This window comes from uncultured Succiniclasticum sp. (assembly GCF_902793885.1).
Classification (GTDB): domain Bacteria; phylum Bacillota; class Negativicutes; order Acidaminococcales; family Acidaminococcaceae; genus Succiniclasticum.
In genome coordinates this window covers 80,422-95,227 of the sequence record NZ_CADBFF010000002.1, presented here as the reverse complement: position 1 = coordinate 95,227, position 14,806 = coordinate 80,422, and the positions used below count along the sequence as shown (strand labels likewise).

At 47.9% G+C, this 14,806-nt stretch carries 15 protein-coding genes and 2 tRNA genes; 4 read left to right on the top strand and 13 right to left on the bottom strand.

Annotation, left to right across the window (positions count from 1 at the left end; all coding sequences use genetic code 11):
• Nucleotides 1–13: 13 nt before the first annotated feature.
• Nucleotides 14–1,186 (bottom strand): NlpC/P60 family protein, encoded by a 1,173-nt coding sequence (locus tag QZV31_RS01560; protein WP_295357164.1) that lies wholly within the window; start codon nucleotides 1,184–1,186, stop codon nucleotides 14–16.
• Nucleotides 1,187–1,257: 71 nt separating this feature from the next.
• The gene (locus QZV31_RS01555; protein WP_295357162.1) at nucleotides 1,258–2,157 is read right to left on the bottom strand and encodes a radical SAM protein; all 900 of its coding nucleotides are present in this window, start codon (nucleotides 2,155–2,157) and stop codon (nucleotides 1,258–1,260) included.
• A gap of 259 nt (nucleotides 2,158–2,416) precedes the next feature.
• Here QZV31_RS01555 and QZV31_RS01550 point away from each other — a divergent pair, with 259 nt between their 5' ends.
• Nucleotides 2,417–3,337, top strand: a complete 921-nt coding sequence (locus tag QZV31_RS01550) for an HlyD family efflux transporter periplasmic adaptor subunit (RefSeq protein ID WP_295357160.1) — start codon at nucleotides 2,417–2,419, stop codon at nucleotides 3,335–3,337.
• A 52-nt stretch (nucleotides 3,338–3,389) separates the two neighbouring features.
• Here the strand turns inward: QZV31_RS01550 and QZV31_RS01545 are convergent.
• From QZV31_RS01545 to QZV31_RS01525, 5 genes are all read right to left on the bottom strand, one after another.
• Nucleotides 3,390–3,463, bottom strand: a tRNA-Gly gene (locus QZV31_RS01545).
• A gap of 93 nt (nucleotides 3,464–3,556) precedes the next feature.
• Nucleotides 3,557–4,501, bottom strand: coding sequence for an AEC family transporter (locus tag QZV31_RS01540; protein WP_295357157.1), 945 nt, complete (start codon nucleotides 4,499–4,501; stop codon nucleotides 3,557–3,559).
• A gap of 126 nt (nucleotides 4,502–4,627) precedes the next feature.
• Entirely contained in the window at nucleotides 4,628–5,422 is a 795-nt protein-coding gene (locus QZV31_RS01535; RefSeq protein ID WP_295357154.1) for an ABC transporter ATP-binding protein, read from the bottom strand.
• A complete protein-coding gene (locus QZV31_RS01530; RefSeq protein WP_093728844.1) occupies nucleotides 5,422–6,306 on the bottom strand; it encodes an ABC transporter permease in 885 nt (294 codons plus the stop codon). The genes QZV31_RS01535 and QZV31_RS01530 overlap by 1 nt, the downstream gene beginning before the upstream one ends.
• Nucleotides 6,307–6,511: 205 nt before the next feature.
• Nucleotides 6,512–7,453, bottom strand: a complete 942-nt coding sequence (locus tag QZV31_RS01525; RefSeq protein WP_366508673.1) for an ABC transporter substrate-binding protein — start codon at nucleotides 7,451–7,453, stop codon at nucleotides 6,512–6,514.
• Between the two features lie 497 nt (nucleotides 7,454–7,950).
• Between QZV31_RS01525 and QZV31_RS01520 the strand changes: the two genes are divergently transcribed.
• Together QZV31_RS01520 and QZV31_RS01515 are read left to right on the top strand one after the other, a co-directional pair.
• Nucleotides 7,951–8,526 carry a hypothetical protein gene (locus QZV31_RS01520; protein WP_295357148.1) on the top strand — a complete coding sequence of 192 codons (576 nt, stop codon included), beginning with the start codon at nucleotides 7,951–7,953 and terminating at the stop codon, nucleotides 8,524–8,526.
• A gap of 25 nt (nucleotides 8,527–8,551) precedes the next feature.
• The gene (locus QZV31_RS01515) at nucleotides 8,552–9,625 is read left to right on the top strand and encodes a calcium/sodium antiporter (RefSeq protein WP_295357145.1); all 1,074 of its coding nucleotides are present in this window, start codon (nucleotides 8,552–8,554) and stop codon (nucleotides 9,623–9,625) included.
• 260 nt (nucleotides 9,626–9,885) lie between these two features.
• Here the strand turns inward: QZV31_RS01515 and QZV31_RS01510 are convergent.
• The 6 genes from QZV31_RS01510 to QZV31_RS01485 form a co-directional block, all read right to left on the bottom strand.
• Nucleotides 9,886–9,959 (bottom strand) — tRNA-His (locus tag QZV31_RS01510).
• 97 nt (nucleotides 9,960–10,056) lie between these two features.
• Complete coding sequence (locus QZV31_RS01505; protein ID WP_295357143.1) at nucleotides 10,057–10,944, bottom strand: hypothetical protein; 888 nt, start codon at nucleotides 10,942–10,944, stop codon at nucleotides 10,057–10,059.
• Nucleotides 10,945–11,056: 112 nt separating this feature from the next.
• Nucleotides 11,057–11,872, bottom strand: coding sequence for a helix-turn-helix domain-containing protein (locus QZV31_RS01500; protein WP_295354242.1), 816 nt, complete (start codon nucleotides 11,870–11,872; stop codon nucleotides 11,057–11,059).
• The gene (locus QZV31_RS01495; RefSeq protein WP_295354239.1) at nucleotides 11,847–12,671 is read right to left on the bottom strand and encodes a hypothetical protein; all 825 of its coding nucleotides are present in this window, start codon (nucleotides 12,669–12,671) and stop codon (nucleotides 11,847–11,849) included. Before QZV31_RS01495 ends, QZV31_RS01500 begins: the two co-directional genes overlap by 26 nt.
• A gap of 95 nt (nucleotides 12,672–12,766) precedes the next feature.
• Complete coding sequence (locus QZV31_RS01490) at nucleotides 12,767–12,916, bottom strand: hypothetical protein (protein ID WP_295354237.1); 150 nt, start codon at nucleotides 12,914–12,916, stop codon at nucleotides 12,767–12,769.
• A 237-nt stretch (nucleotides 12,917–13,153) separates the two neighbouring features.
• The gene (locus QZV31_RS01485; protein WP_295357140.1) at nucleotides 13,154–13,471 is read right to left on the bottom strand and encodes a JAB domain-containing protein; all 318 of its coding nucleotides are present in this window, start codon (nucleotides 13,469–13,471) and stop codon (nucleotides 13,154–13,156) included.
• 629 nt (nucleotides 13,472–14,100) lie between these two features.
• Between QZV31_RS01485 and bioD the strand changes: the two genes are divergently transcribed.
• Nucleotides 14,101–14,781, top strand: coding sequence for a dethiobiotin synthase (gene bioD, locus QZV31_RS01480; protein WP_295354232.1), 681 nt, complete (start codon nucleotides 14,101–14,103; stop codon nucleotides 14,779–14,781).
• Nucleotides 14,782–14,806 lie beyond the last annotated feature (25 nt).

Sequence of the window (14,806 nt, the reverse complement as noted above, 5' to 3'; positions counted from 1 at the left end):
CCATTCATCTGTTTCAGCGGCTGCGGTCGTTACCGGTCAGGATCCGACGGGCCGTATAGTATCGCGGTCCCCAGTAGCTGTCAGTTAAATTGCTGAGCATGATGCCTCTGGAACTGGTTGCGTTCCAGAACAGGTTATTGCCGGCATAGATCCCTACATGGGACGCGCCGGGTTCGTATGTGGTGAAGAATACAAGGTCTCCCGGTTTCAGATTCTTCTTGGAAACAAACTTGCCTTCCCGCGCCTGGGTGTCCGCCGTACGCGTCAGGCGTATCCCGTGTTTGGCAAACACATACTGTACATATCCGGAGCAGTCAAAGCCTCGCGGTGTGGTTCCGCCAAACACGTACGGCACGCCTTTGTACTGGGCCGCCGTTTTCAGGATTTTGGTGCTGGCCACATTGCCGCCGTATTCCTTGGCTTCCGCCTGCCATTTCAGTTCTTCATAGGTCGCATTATCCAGGTTTCCGGTTTCTTTCAGTTTATATTTTTTCTGGAACTTGCGCAGGGCTTTGCGTGTCGCTTTGGTAAACTGCCCGTTTGTTTCGCCGGGATCAAAGCCAAGTTTCTGCAGGTATTGCTGCGCCTGTTTGACTTTCCATCCCTTGTCCCCCACCTTATAAACCGCTTTTACCTGTTCCGGCTTTGCCGGTTTCTTCGCTTTCGTTGTCTTTGCCGGGGCAGCCGGTTTCACCGAATCAGGCTTTTTCGTTTCCAGACCGGGCGGTTTTGTCGGCAATTTGGCTGTTGCCGGTTTTACCGTTGGTTTTGGGGTCGCCGGCTTCGGTGTGGCCGGTTTCGGTGTTTCCGCTTTGGGCGCTGCCTGGGTAGGCGGCGTCGCCGGCTTCGGGGTGGCCGGTTTCGGAGCCTCCGCTTTGGGCGCTGCCTGGGTAGGCGGCGTCGCCGGCTTCGGTGTGGCCGGTTTCGGTGTTTCCACTTTCGGCGCTGCCTGGGTAGGCGGCGTCGCCGGCTTCGGTGTGGCCGGTTTTGTCTTCACCGCCACATCGTGAGGCATCTCTTTGGGTACAGGCTGACTGCCCGTGATACGCGTGCCGTCCGCCCGGTGGGGCATATTGGTAATCATCGGAGCCGCAAACAGCTGCGACCCCCAGCCCAGATACAGAGATGCCACCAGTCCGGCAGCCACCGTTTTGGCAATCCTTCTTCGTAATCCTTTATACTGCATACAATTCACGTACGATACACACTGCTGTCAGGTGTATCTTCCTCACTCTATCAGTCTTAGTACAATTCTCATCAATACCTGTCGTCGTTATAAACATCCCAGGTTTTCAGCTTATCCAGTTCTTCTGCTGCCATTTGCACTTCCACCAGCAGCCGTTCTTTATCTTTCGGCAGGTTGCCAGCAAAATTGGCATAATTGGAAACGTGATTGCTCCGGAATATCGTATGGCAGTGTTCCGGCAGCTCCACATGTTCCAGAATCCGGTGCAGCTCGTGCATCAGACCGCCCGGGGAAAGAGGATGAAATTCCCCCCGCTCAAACTGCTCTTTCAGTTCGCTGCCCCGATACAGCATCAGGCACAGGGCGCTCAGCATGGTAGGCTGTATCTGGCTGATCGCTTTCGCCGTTTCCAGTGCGTGGCGTTCGCTGCCTTCCACGCCTGCGATTCCCAGGATGATCATGATGGAAAGCTTCATGCCGGCTTCAACCACACGCCTGCCTGCCTCAATGGACTGGGGCCCGTCCACGCCTTTGTTCACGGCTTTCAATGTGACGGAGTCGCCGCTTTCCATGCCATAGTACAGGAGTTTCAGCCCGGCTTCACGCAGCTGTACCAGTTCTTCCGGCGTTTTCCGCAGAATATCCTTGGGCGCCGCATAGGAAGAGACCCGCTGCAAATGGGGGAAATACTGCTTCAGCGCATGCAGGATACGCAGCAGGCGGTCCGTGCTCAAAACCAGCGCATCGCCGTCAGCCAGAAAGACCCGGCGTACACCGTCCCGGTTGTAGGAATAAGCCAGCGCCATTTGCCGGGCGATTTCTTCATCGGTCAGCACCTGAAAGGGTACGCCCCGGTACATATTACAGTATGTGCATTTATTATGGGCACAGCCCCGGGTCACCCGCAGGATAAAACTGTTCGCCTCACTGGGAGGACGGAACACAGGGGTATCGTAATTATCAAAAAACATCAGCGTTTCCTTTTCTGTGAGAAAAAATTTACATTTTTCAAAAAACCGTTCTGTATCTTATAACATTTAAAACACTTTTCTAAAGTATTATATAACATTTTACACTTCATTGTAAACTTCTTTACATTCATTTTTATGAAGAATTTGCAAACTTCCCCCGTTCACAAAAAAGACGTTTTTTTATGATACTATGTGACAAGAACGGGAAAATGTAATACAATCTTAAGGAATCACAGATTCCTTACATCGGAGACACGCAATGAAAAAAGTATGTACGCTGTTGCTGCTGTTTTGTTTACTCGTTACTGCAGCCTGCAGCAAACCGCAGACAACCGAAAAAAGCATTCGCCTGAAAGGCAAGACGGAAGCCGTCCTGTATACAGTCAAGGCGCCGGTGGACGGAGAGGTCCGCGGCCTGATCCTGGAACCGGGGGAGCGCATCCGCAAAGGGCAGCCCCTCTTCGGCCTGGGGACTCAGGACGAGAATCCGGAAGTGGGGAAAGCCGCTGCCGAACTGGCCAAAGCCCAGGCCCGTCTGAACAACGCCACCCAGGGGAACAAGGAAGCCGGCCGCGCTTCTGCCGCTGCCGAACTGCAAAGCGCCCGGGCCGAAGTGCAAAACGCCGAACAGAATTATACTAAGATGGAACGTCTGTACAAAGTGGGTGGCATCAGCCGTGTCCGGCTGCAGCAGGCAGAGCTGAACCTGCAAAGCGCCCGGGCCACGCTTGCCGCTGCACAGGCCCGCTACGAACAGGCCAGCCGCTCGTACACCCCGGAAGAGCTGGCTGAACTGGAGCAGCAGGTGCAAAAGAACCGGACGGCCTACGACGCTGCCGTCCTGACCGTGGAAGGCAGTGAAATTGTCAGCCCCGCCACGGGTACTGTCCGGCAGATCTTAGCCAAAAACGGGGAAGCGGTAAAAAAAGAACAGCCTGTCATGCGGATCCTGTCTGCCACAGACTGTACGATCAAAATCACGACCGGACTCACAGACTCCCGGCTTGCCGAAGGAATGGAAGCCAGTGTGAGCGCCGCCGGAAGTAAAAAAGAATTTCCTGCCGTCATCCGCAAAATCGAACAGAACACCGTCACGCTCTTCTCCGGCAAAAAACCGGAAGAGCTGCCGGAAAACGCCACAGTGGAAGTCACCATTACTTTGAAAAACGCTAAACCGTAACCCCTCACCAAAACAAAAAACTCCTGCCGCTATGACAGGAGTTATTTTTTATTGGAGCGGGCAATGGGAATCGAACCCACCTCTAAAGCTTGGGAAGCTTTCATTCTACCAATGAACTATGCCCGCAGGAAGAAACTGTTTCTATTAGTTACTGTAAGATTTTAGCACGTTTTTTCCATTTTGGCAACACCGGAGCAACAACATTTACTCAGCGTCTCCTTAAAACGCGCCTGCCATTTGGAATAATAAAATCCAGCCAAACAACGTAATACCGGAAAAAGCGGAAGAAAGAACCACACTGTTTCCGGCCAGTACCGCATTGCTTCCCAGCTGCTGCGCCATGGCAAAGCTGGCCACGGCGCAGGGCGTCGCAAAAATACAGATCAGGGTCACAAAATCAACACCCCGGAAGCCCATGATGTACGCTGTGCCCAGCACTACTGCCGGTATTACCACCAGACGCCCCAGCACTACGATGACCAGGTTGCGTTTTTCTTTACTGATTTCCCCGAACCGGAACGAAGCCCCCAGAATCAGCAGCGCCACCGGAGAAGTGCAGGATGAGATCTGGCGGATCGGTTTTAAGACAGGTTCCGGCACCGTAATTCCCAAAAGCATAAATGCCGCGCCCAGAATGCCGCCGATGATCATGGGGTTTTTCAGCACGACCCGGAGAGTCTCCGGCAGGAAAAATTTTCCGTTGCCCCGGAAATGTTCCAGAAAGAAGATACTCACCGTATTATAAATCGGGGAAATGAATGCGATCATCATCGTGGGTACCGCAAGGGCTTCCGAGCCAAAAATGTTTTCCACCAGGGGGATGCCCAGCAGCACAAAATTGCTGCGGAACAGCGCCTGCAGCATGGCGCCTCTGGATCGGTTGTCTTTCTCCACCGTGCATACGACCACCGCGGAAATCAACAGCATGACGAACAAAGAGACCACCGTAAATATGATCAGCCGCGGACGCAAAGCCGTGGCAAGCGTCGTCGTATACATGTTATAAAACATCATGCAGAAAAAGAAGATCCGGAAGATCATCGAATTCACATGCTGTAATTCGGTGTCCGTCAGCATTTTCTGCCAGCGGATATAAATCCCCACTCCGATCAGGAGAAACAGGGGTATGATCGCCTTTATCGCAACAATCAGATGTTGCTCCATGATTCCACATCCTCAAATAAAACACTGCGCAAACAATCAGTCAACACACGCTGACCGGCGGTAACAAAAGCCTGAATCAGATTCTCTTTCCACTGGTTCAGGCTTTTGAAGCATTTACGTATTTTTTTATCCCAGCAGCAATTTGTCGCTGGCCATTCCGTCGCCGCTTGCCTTTTCGAACATGGCCAGCAGGTCGGCAATCTTCAGGTTTTTCTTTTCTTCGCCATCCACATCGATCAGCACCCGGCCCTCATGCATCATGATCAGACGGTTGCCGAAACGCAGGGCGTCCCGCATGTTATGGGTGATCATCAGGGTCGTCAGGTGATCCCGTTTTACGATCGTATCCGTCAGCTCCAGGACTTTTTCCGCTGTCTTCGGATCCAGCGCCGCCGTGTGCTCATCCAGCAATAATAATTTCGGTTTTTTAATGGTCGCCATCAGCAGCGTCAGCGCCTGCCGCTGGCCGCCGGACAGCAGGCCCACGTGGGCGGTCATCCGGTCTTCCAGACCCAGGTTCAGTTCTTTCAGCATTTCATAAAACCGGTCATGCTGCTCGCTGGTGCTGCTCCATCCCAGACCGGGGAACTGCCCCCGACGGGATGCGATGGCCAGGTTTTCTTCAATCATCATACCGGCCGCCGTCCCCAGCATGGGATCCTGGAACACCCGTCCGATGTACCGGGCCCGTTTATGCTCCGGCTCTTTCGTAATATCCACGCCGTCGATGACGATGCGGCCCTTGTCAATGGGCCAGACACCGGCAATGGCATTCAGCATGGTGGACTTGCCGGCCCCGTTGCTGCCGATCACCGTGGTAAAATCTCCCGGTTTCAGATGCAGGGTGGTGTCCACAAGAGCCCTTTTTTCATTAATCGTTCCGGGGAAAAATGTTTTATAAATATGTTCAACCTGTAACATCAGCGCGCCACCTTTCTGCCCTTGAACTTCGCCTTGATCAGCGGCATGGACAGTGCGACAGCCACCAGCACGGAAGTAAAGAGCTTCAGATCGTTGGGCGGCATGCCCATCTGCAGTACCACGGCAATGACGATACGGTACACAACAGACCCCAGCACTACGGAGATCATGCAGTTTTTAAAACTGCGGGTGCCGAACAGCACTTCGCCGATGATGACTGACGCCAGACCGATTACGATGGTGCCTACGCCCATGCCTACATCCGCAAATCCGTTGTTCTGTCCGACCAGCGCGCCGGAAATGGCAATCAGGGCATTGCTGATGATCAGTCCCAGAATGATGGTCATATCCGTATTCACGCCCTGGGCCCGGATCATCTGCTGGTTGAAGCCGGTCGCACGGATCGCCGCGCCGATTTCCGTCCCAAAGAACCAGTACATGCCGATGCCGATGACCAGTGTTGCCGTCAGCCCTACCGCAAAGGTGGTCTGGGCATTATTCAGGCCCATCGCCTTCTGGGTAAACGTAAACACCGTATCCACGCCTAATAAGGATAAATTGGCTTTGCCCATGATGCGCAGATTGACGGAATACAGCGCAATCATGGTAAGGATTCCCGCCAGCAGTGCAGGGATTTTCATTTTTGTCGTCAGGAAGCCCGTTACCGCGCCGGCCAGCATGCCTGCCACCGCTGCCGCCAGAATCGCAGTGCTGACGCTGTGGCCGGTCGCCATCAGCGTAGCCGCCGTAGCCGCTCCCAGCGGAAAACTGCCTTCACAGGTCAGGTCCGCCAGATCCAGTACACGAAATGTCACATACACGCCAAGGGCCATAACAGCCCACAACAAACCTTGTGCCACAGTGGACACAGCCAGGTTACTCATAAAACATTGACCTCGAATTCTTTGTAAAATTAAACTGCTAAATTAAAACTGTTACATACAAAAAGGAACGGATCCGTTTGTTACGACGGATCCGGCCCTGCCTGTCACCATCAGATTGGAGGAACTGTTTACCCGCAACACAACATGTTTGCCGGTTCAAACGGTATGCAATACAGTTTTTCAGTTCCCGATACACGCAAACAGATTACTTAATTACTTCCGCGCCTTTCAGCAGCTCTTCCGGAATCTTGATACCCAGCTGGTTCGCTTTCTTCTGGTTCACAACAGCCTTGAACTGCTTCTGGGAACGGATGGCCATATCCTGGGGTTTTGCTTTGCCGTTCAGGATTTCCGCCGCCATGGCGCCGGTCTCTTCGCCCAGCATGTAATAATCAATGCCCAGCGTGATCAGGCCGCCGGCCTTTACTTCACCGGGTTCCGCGCAGATAACGGCCAGCTTGGCTTCATCGGTCACCTTGCACAGGGTAGGCATGGCGGAAGCCATGATATTATCAGTAGGAATATACAGGGCATCAACCTTGCCGATCAGGCTGTGGGCAGCCTGCTGGATATCGTTAACGGTGGAAACGGTAGCTTCCTTAATCGTCAGGCCTTTTGCCGCCGCTTCTTTTTTCAGGATTTCAACCTGGATCTGGCTGTTTACTTCACTGGAGCAGTAAATAACGCCTACATTCTTGGCAGCGGGAACCACTTTCTGCAGCAGTTCGACCTGTTCTTTGATGGGGTTCATGTCCGTGGTGCCAGTAACGTTCGTGCCCGGTTTTGCCGGATCTTTCACCAGTTTTGCGGATTTATAATCGGTAATGGCCGTACCCACGATGGGAATCTCTTTCGTTGCGTTGGCCACAGACTGCGCGGAAGGCGTAGCAATGGCGCAGATCAGATCCACTTTATTGTTGACAAACCGGTTGGCAATGTTCTGCAGGTTAGACTGGTCTGCCTGGGCATTCTGCCGGTCAAAGGTAATATTTTTTCCTTCGGTAAAGCCCTTTTTGGCCAATCCGTCCACAAAACCTTTATTGGCAGCATCCAGCGCAGCATGCTCTACCAGCTGTACGATACCTACATTAAATTTTTTTTCCGCTTTCGGCGCCGGCTTTTTATCTCCGCCGCCGCAGCCGGCCATCCCTACAGCCAGCGTCAGCATCAGGGCTGCCGTCAATGCTTTCATTTTAGAACCGGATAATTTAAACATTTTCCCTCATTTCCTTCCCTCATTTTTTGTACAGTTGAAAGCAAAAAAAGTAATGCAATTCCATGTATGTGTTTTACTTATAACTATACATCCTATATTGTAAGCGCAAAAGCCAATAAAGTAAATAGTTTTTAAATAATTCTGTCCTCATATCTGCCATAAATCATCATTTTATATATAAAAGCTGTAAAAAAAGTAACGGTTACGACCCGATCCATCCGAAAGAACGCTTGCAAAACCTGTGTATTCATACTATATTTATTACAGGTGTAAATTGCGCCTGCCATAAATGCAATTTTTTAATGAAAAAGATATTGCAATAGAATTCCTGTAAAACCGGCGCAAGACCAGCAGCGGATAAGTTGCTTACACTCTTTTTGATTAAAATTTTTAATGAAGGAAATACTGATTAGGAAAGGATGGTACCTATGCTGAAACGGATTTTACTCTGCCTCGCTGTCTTACTGCTGTTCGCCTCCCAGGCCTTTGCGGAAAACTGGACCTATCTGGGACGTTACGCAGTTAAGAACAACCCGGTCTATGTAAATACGACGGACGCGCTGATCCTGAATCACCTGTTCCCCTGTACATCCCAGCCTGCGAATAACTATCAGCAATACGATGTCTATTACTTCCATGACCACAAGGACGATGTCCGGACCGTAAACGATTTCGTCAACCTGATTTCGGTTCCCATCAAGGCCAAGATCGTTCCCCTGAACATCTACGGGAAACCCATGCTCAGCGACGGCGTGTTCTGCGGCCAGATCTATTCCGACGTCAAGATCACCAATGCAGGTGTCTTCGAGGTCCGTCCCATTGCTTTTTCCATCAGGGATTCCGTCAGCGGGAAGACCATTTTCCGGACTGAAGGCGAAATGCAGGGACAAGTTCTCGTGGCCGACTCTGCGGCGCAGAAAATCGTAGCCGTCACCGCTCCCCATAAAGACTGGAAAACGACCATCGGCGGGATGCCCCTGTCCATGTTAATGAAAGAGAACTGAAGTGTAAAGGAATGTGTTTTAACTTATGAGCATAGAGATTATCAAACAACTGGCTATTTTAATCATCGGCTTTGCCCTGTTGGTAAAAGGGGCCGACCTGTTTGTGGACGGTGCCTCCGGCATCGCTAAAAAGTTTGGCATTTCGGAACTGATCATCGGGCTTACCATTGTCGCCATGGGCACCAGCGCACCGGAAGCGGCGGTGTCTATTGCAGCGGCAGCCAAAGGAAGCGCCGGTATCTCCATCGGTAATGTCATCGGCAGCAACATTATGAACATCTTTATCATTCTGGGTGTTGTGGCTGCCATCACCCCGTTAAAGATAGAACGTTCTACCGTCCGTTACGAGATGCCTTTTACTATCATTGTCACCGTACTCTTTGTACTCATGGGCAGAGACGGCCTCATCACCAGAGTGGACGGCGCGCTCTTATGGGCAGGCCTGCTGCTTTACATCGCCTATCTGCTTCGCCAGGCCAAACAAAAACCGGCAGAGGTTCCCGCACAGGCTGAAACAGCGGTCCAAAAAACAGAAGGAACCGGTTCGCCTGAAGCGGTTGCGGAAACCGCAGCAGATGTTCCGACTGCCGATACCGAAGCAGGCGTCACACCTGCCGCAGCTACAGAAACCGGGGAAGCAGTTCCCGCAGAATCCCCTTCCATCTGGAAGCTTATCGCCCTTACCATCGTGGGCCTTGCCGTGATCCTGGTCAGCAGCGACTACGCCGTGGACGCCGCTGTTGCCCTGGCCAAAATTTTTAACATCAGCGACCGGGTCATCGGCCTTACCATCGTAGCGCTGGGCACTTCCCTGCCGGAACTGGTGACTTCGGTCACAGCAGCGCTCCGGGGCAATGCGGATCTGGCGGTAGGCAACGTGGTGGGCAGCTGTATTTTTAACCTGCTGTTTGTATTAGGCACTTCCGCCCTGATTCTTCCCATCCCCTGCGCCCCCAATTTCCTCAGCGACGCTTATGTGGCCGTGGGCGCCACCGTACTGCTCCTGCTCTTCGGTTTCACCCAGATGAAGATTGTCCGCTGGGAGGGCGTGCTGCTGGTAGCCTGCTATGTGGCCTACGCGTATGTAGCATTGGTTTGAGAATTGCGATGCATGAGTGCATTTATAAATATCTTTTTACTGTTTCCAATGTAAGGAAACCCTGATTCATTCGTTTCTCTTTCGTCTCATAAAAAAAGCCGGACTGAAGCAATTCCATTTGTAAAACTTCAGTCCAGCTTTTTATTTTTTTAGGAGACGCTGATTAAAAAGAGTAAAAAAAATGGTGATCCATCCGCGACTCGAACGCGGGACACCCTGATTAAAAGTCGGATGCTCTACCGCTGAGCTAAATACCCGTCTGGGGAGAAGGAGAGGAATCGAACCTCCGTAACCTGAGCCACAATCAGGCGCACTACCATTGTGCTACCGACTCCATAATTCTAGGAAAATTTAACTGTTCCATCGAACATGTGTAATTCTACCACAGCCAGACGGGCGTGTCATTCTACCAGTAGTAGCAATCTATTCTGCTATCCGCAATTGTTTCTATCACAGAACGGCGCTGCGTTACAGAAGCTCTGACACTTGATGCCGTCCCAGGTTTCACGTTTAGAGCAGGCAGCAGGCATATTTCCTGTAAGGATTGCCTGCTCTATTCTTTCCTTCTTAGCCTTAAACCATAATCTCAGCCAGTGGTTACTGATTTTATTCAGCTTTACGGTATAAATCGGCCTATAGATATGTCTGTCTTCAGCTGAACGGGTACTGTAATCACGGATCAGCATCTGGATATACATGCCGTCAACTTTATAGCCAGCTTCTTCTAGCAGCATACGATAAAAGTTCTGCTGTAAGGTCCACTCCCATACGTCCCGTCTGCAGTCCTCACTCCAGACCTTGACCGTCTTATATTTAGGCTGACCCTTCTTGGCACCGACCTTATATACTTCGCCTGTATCTACCTGCTCAGTCTTATAGCCATATCCCAGTGCCTTCATGGCTTTATAGCTGGTAGTCACCTTATAATCGCAGATGACGTTCTCGTAGTCATTGAAGATATGCCCGTAGGCGTCAATCTGGCCGGTTGCTATATCGTTTTCAAGCCTGGTCTCCGTCATTATTCCCTGTGCCTTAAGCGCTGCAAGCTCCTGAGCCTTATGTACTGCCGTACCGAAGGTAGAAAATACTAAACTCATCGGATCAATAGCATAGTCATTGATTTTCATGAGATAGCTTTCACGGGCTCCACGGATAAGCTCCGTAACCGAGAACCTGTCAAGCTTTCTGTCCCTGCAGCCGGCAGCAAGGCTGTAAAGTGTAGGTCTTGCAATGCAGGCATGCCCGTAGACACATCCTGCAAGACATTGTTCTATTGTAACCTGTTCGCCGTTAGGGCATATAAAATTTTTAGCTGTCATAATTATTCCTCCTTGACATTCAAATTTCATATTATACCTTCGAAAACAAAACACGCTTTCCAGACACGATTTAGGTATTAGCTACCTATCAGTGTTTGGAAAGCGTGTGATTTTACTTCCACATTCTCTGCATAATTTCGCTTTTGAGGAAAAATTTGATTTTATCTTCAGTTTTTACAGGATGAAGTTTATCTCTTGCGACAAGATCACTTATATTTTGCCTGGTACAGTTAAGCAGTTTCGCTGCTTCAGCTGTACTGATAACCCTATTGGCTAAAAAGCTGATAAAGTCATCCATACATAACGGAATATTTATTCCGATATCATAAAGTACCGAGTCTGGTATTACTGCATTTTCTCCCCAGTATATACTATATCCTCCCGTTTGAACAGACACTCTATCAAACAATGCTTTTGAAGCTAAAACAGGCTTAAAAAATCTATCATCTTTCTTAAGGTTATTGATATCGCAACGCTTTACCTCTCCGTTTCTGAAGAAAACCAAAAGACTGTTATTGTTTAGCGGTATAACATCCTCTACCTTTTTTGCATATCGTTCACCAAATTTCTTTAGCACAACGGCTTCGTCTATGGGAACAAGATAATAACTGTCTTGTGCACATCTACCATGACCTAACATCAGCAAATCAAATTCATTATATTCTGTAAGAGCATTATCTTTTAATACCTGACCAAGATTTTGTCTGTCTGTCGGTACAATCCTTTGTTGAACCCACAGCCTGCTCCAGTATGAATTTATCGTTTTATAACCTTTTTTTGCAAAAGATGCTAAAAGGAGCGGTGTCTCCCAGGGGTCTGCATCATCTGGCAACTCAATATAGAAGCGTTTATCTGCTTCATAGTAAATCAAGTAAGCTAAATCTTTATTGCTGTATTCTTCCTCATCCCTGATTGCAAATACCTTCATAAACCTGCCACCTTTTCCATATCATAGCCCATATTTTATCACGCCATGGCTTTGGCAATATATCTTCCAGCCCTTCCATTAACAAAACCTCATCAGTTTCTTTTAAAGAGCTAAGCCTAGGACGTTTGTCTTTGGGTATAATTTTCAGGTTGCTAAGGACAGAATTGCTGCCGACACAGCACTGTACACGCAAATCTGACAGAACATCAAATTTTTGCAGTGCTTCTTCATCCATGCAACTGAAAGCCAGAGATAATCCGTGGTCAAAAAGAGGAGCCAAGCGCATGGTCTTTTTACGTCTATTCCTGAGCACTTCAATATTGGCTCCGTGTCTGTCCCTGTTTAAAATCAAATAATCTATAACCAGCATCTGATATATATATTCTTCCCAGCCCTGTCTTATACAGAACTCCAGTAGATTCTCACCGTTATTTCTTTCTGCTTGGAAGTATGCATCTAAAGCGATTTTGCTTTCTCCTGGTTCTTTGAAATCTTCGGACATACATACATAGGTATCAATGGCTTTATCGTCTAATACAATGTTGGCGTGTATGAGATTGTAAGCTAAATGCGGGATACCAAGTAAAGTTAGTAAGCGGTCAACAATAATTTCATTTATACTTTCATGTCCCACGATACCTTCTTCGATATTGTAATTAGATAGTTTATAATATTTTTTCTTCGTTCCGAAGTCATCGTAGGCTTTTAAAAACGAACCTGCGGTTCCTGAGGAATTTCTTATTTTAGTCCAGGATAAATAGGTCAAATCCTGTAAGTCTTTAATAATTTTGGCGTCCATTACTATCACCTCGCGATAATAAGTATAATAAATAACTTGACATATGTCAAGATATTTATTATACCACTTGTCATATGTCAAGTCGTGCCAAAATTCTACGCAACTTCTTTATTTTTTTCGATAAGTTTTCCGCAGTCAGGACAATATTTCGGGATTTCTCCGAAGAACTTTTTCCTGCATTCACGGCATAATTTTCTTTTAATGATTTTTCCCTCAGTAATGATAACTGTCGTTTTCTTTTCCATGATTCACCTCTTTATACATAATTCTTCTATAATTATTATGGTATTTTTATATAATTTTTCCATATAAATTATTCTAGCCATTCGTTTTCCATATCCACGTTGATTCCTACCTCACGTCTAAGTTCGAGGATACCAAGCTCAGTCGTTACTTCAAAGTCTTCGATATTTTCGCCTATCCTGATAAAGTCATAAGGATGATCTATATCGTCAAGCTCTTTAAGATAGTTCTTTAAAAACTCATACCTTTCTCAAATTATCCGTAACCCTTACGTCTTCCATGCTGGGCTTCGGGTCGCCTGACGGATGGTTATGGGCTATGATAAACGAGGTTCCGTTATGACGCATGACGCTCATCAGAATCTCACGCTGGCTTACTACGGTATTAACGGCAGAGCCTACCGAGACTACGTCCTTGCCTACTACCATGTTCTTGCAGTTAAGCGACAGGACCAGGAACATTTCTTTTTCAAGATACTGAAGCTCGGTTGCAAGATATAACGCAGTAGTAGCAGGATCGCTGAAGTGCTGCAGGTCGGGAAGCTTTCCTTTAGCCATCCGTCTGCCAAGTTCTACAGCTGCAGCCAGTCTTTCCCTGCATCTAGCAGTAAGCCCTGATGCTCTGTCCGGAATACCGTAAAGATTTGCAAGCGCTCTGTAAAGGTCAGGAGTCCTTTCAAGAAACCGCTTCACTGATTCTGTCTTGCCTATGATGAGCTCGATAAGTTCATCGTCACTAATCGATTTAATCTCTTCTCCCATGTGATAAAGAAGAAAACCATTTTACCCTGCAACCTGAAGAGATTGACAGCGTAAAATGGCTTGATTTTGACATATGCCTGGAATCCGTGAAAAATAATGCATTTCCACATTGCATAGACGTTGAAGAGCTTGAACTGCTCTATAAAAATATAATTTAACGGAGGATTTTAAAAGTAAGCTCTGCTGTTAAAGCTGAAGCTGCCAAGATTGAAATCCCTAAACCCAAAAAGACCAAAGCTAAAAAAGCCAAGAAATAATTGACAGCCTTTGGAGCCGTGAAAAAACTTAACGTTTTTTCACGGCCCCTTCTTTTTTATGCAGATTTTATCGTTAACCCTACTTGTTTACTAGGTTGACAATGAATTTGGTTAGCTTTATAATGAGTCTAAGTTAACCAATTAACGAAAGGCGGTAAACGTAAAATTATGGGAAAAGGAATATTTATTACTGCAACAGGAACAGATGTAGGTAAGACCTACGTAACTGGTTTACTCGTAAAGAAATTGCGTGAAGCTGGACTAAATGCAGGCTATTATAAGGCAGCACTCAGCGGTGCGGAAATTACTCCAGAAGGCCTGCTACCAGGAGATGCAGACTTTGTAAGACGAATGGCTGGTTTAGATGTAAAACCTCAAGAACTAGTTTCCTACATCTACGAAGAAGCTGTATCGCCCCACTTAGCAGCTCTTCGCGAAGGCAATCCTGTGGAACTAGCTAAAATTTCCGAGGATTATGCCAAAAGTCTAGAAAAATATGAATACGTAACTATGGAAGGTAGTGGTGGTATTATTTGTCCAATCCGTTGGGACGAACAACATATATTGCTAGAAGACATCATAAAAGAACTTAATTTAGGTACTCTTGTAATTTCTACTGCCGCACTGGGATCAATAAACGCATGTATCTTAACTATTTTTTATCTAAAAGAACATGACATTCCAGTACGAGGCATAATATTAAACAATTATGATGACAATGACTTTATGCAAGTTGATAACAAAAAAATGATAGAAGCAATTGGTGGAGTGCCCATCTTAGCCTGCGTTCCACCCAATGCAGATAATCTTGAAATCGACGTCGACCTGCTAACAAGCTTATATAAATAATGTTTTAAGAGGAGAATTAAAATGG

Excerpts from the sequence above, each read along its gene's own strand:
- QZV31_RS01560 (WP_295357164.1), bottom strand. The coding sequence starts at position 1,186 with ATGCAGTATAAAGGATTACGAAGAAGGATTGCCAAAACGGTGGCTGCC.
- QZV31_RS01555 (WP_295357162.1), bottom strand. The coding sequence starts at position 2,157 with ATGTTTTTTGATAATTACGATACCCCTGTGTTCCGTCCTCCCAGTGAG.
- QZV31_RS01550 (WP_295357160.1), top strand. The coding sequence starts at position 2,417 with ATGAAAAAAGTATGTACGCTGTTGCTGCTGTTTTGTTTACTCGTTACT.
- QZV31_RS01540 (WP_295357157.1), bottom strand. The coding sequence starts at position 4,501 with ATGGAGCAACATCTGATTGTTGCGATAAAGGCGATCATACCCCTGTTT.
- QZV31_RS01535 (WP_295357154.1), bottom strand. The coding sequence starts at position 5,422 with ATGTTACAGGTTGAACATATTTATAAAACATTTTTCCCCGGAACGATT.
- QZV31_RS01530 (WP_093728844.1), bottom strand. The coding sequence starts at position 6,306 with ATGAGTAACCTGGCTGTGTCCACTGTGGCACAAGGTTTGTTGTGGGCT.
- QZV31_RS01525 (WP_366508673.1), bottom strand. The coding sequence starts at position 7,453 with ATGGCCGGCTGCGGCGGCGGAGATAAAAAGCCGGCGCCGAAAGCGGAA.
- QZV31_RS01520 (WP_295357148.1), top strand. The coding sequence starts at position 7,951 with ATGCTGAAACGGATTTTACTCTGCCTCGCTGTCTTACTGCTGTTCGCC.
- QZV31_RS01515 (WP_295357145.1), top strand. The coding sequence starts at position 8,552 with ATGAGCATAGAGATTATCAAACAACTGGCTATTTTAATCATCGGCTTT.
- QZV31_RS01505 (WP_295357143.1), bottom strand. The coding sequence starts at position 10,944 with ATGACAGCTAAAAATTTTATATGCCCTAACGGCGAACAGGTTACAATA.
- QZV31_RS01500 (WP_295354242.1), bottom strand. The coding sequence starts at position 11,872 with ATGAAGGTATTTGCAATCAGGGATGAGGAAGAATACAGCAATAAAGAT.
- QZV31_RS01495 (WP_295354239.1), bottom strand. The coding sequence starts at position 12,671 with ATGGACGCCAAAATTATTAAAGACTTACAGGATTTGACCTATTTATCC.
- QZV31_RS01490 (WP_295354237.1), bottom strand. The coding sequence starts at position 12,916 with ATGGAAAAGAAAACGACAGTTATCATTACTGAGGGAAAAATCATTAAA.
- QZV31_RS01485 (WP_295357140.1), bottom strand. The coding sequence starts at position 13,471 with ATGGCTAAAGGAAAGCTTCCCGACCTGCAGCACTTCAGCGATCCTGCT.
- bioD (WP_295354232.1), top strand. The coding sequence starts at position 14,101 with ATGGGAAAAGGAATATTTATTACTGCAACAGGAACAGATGTAGGTAAG.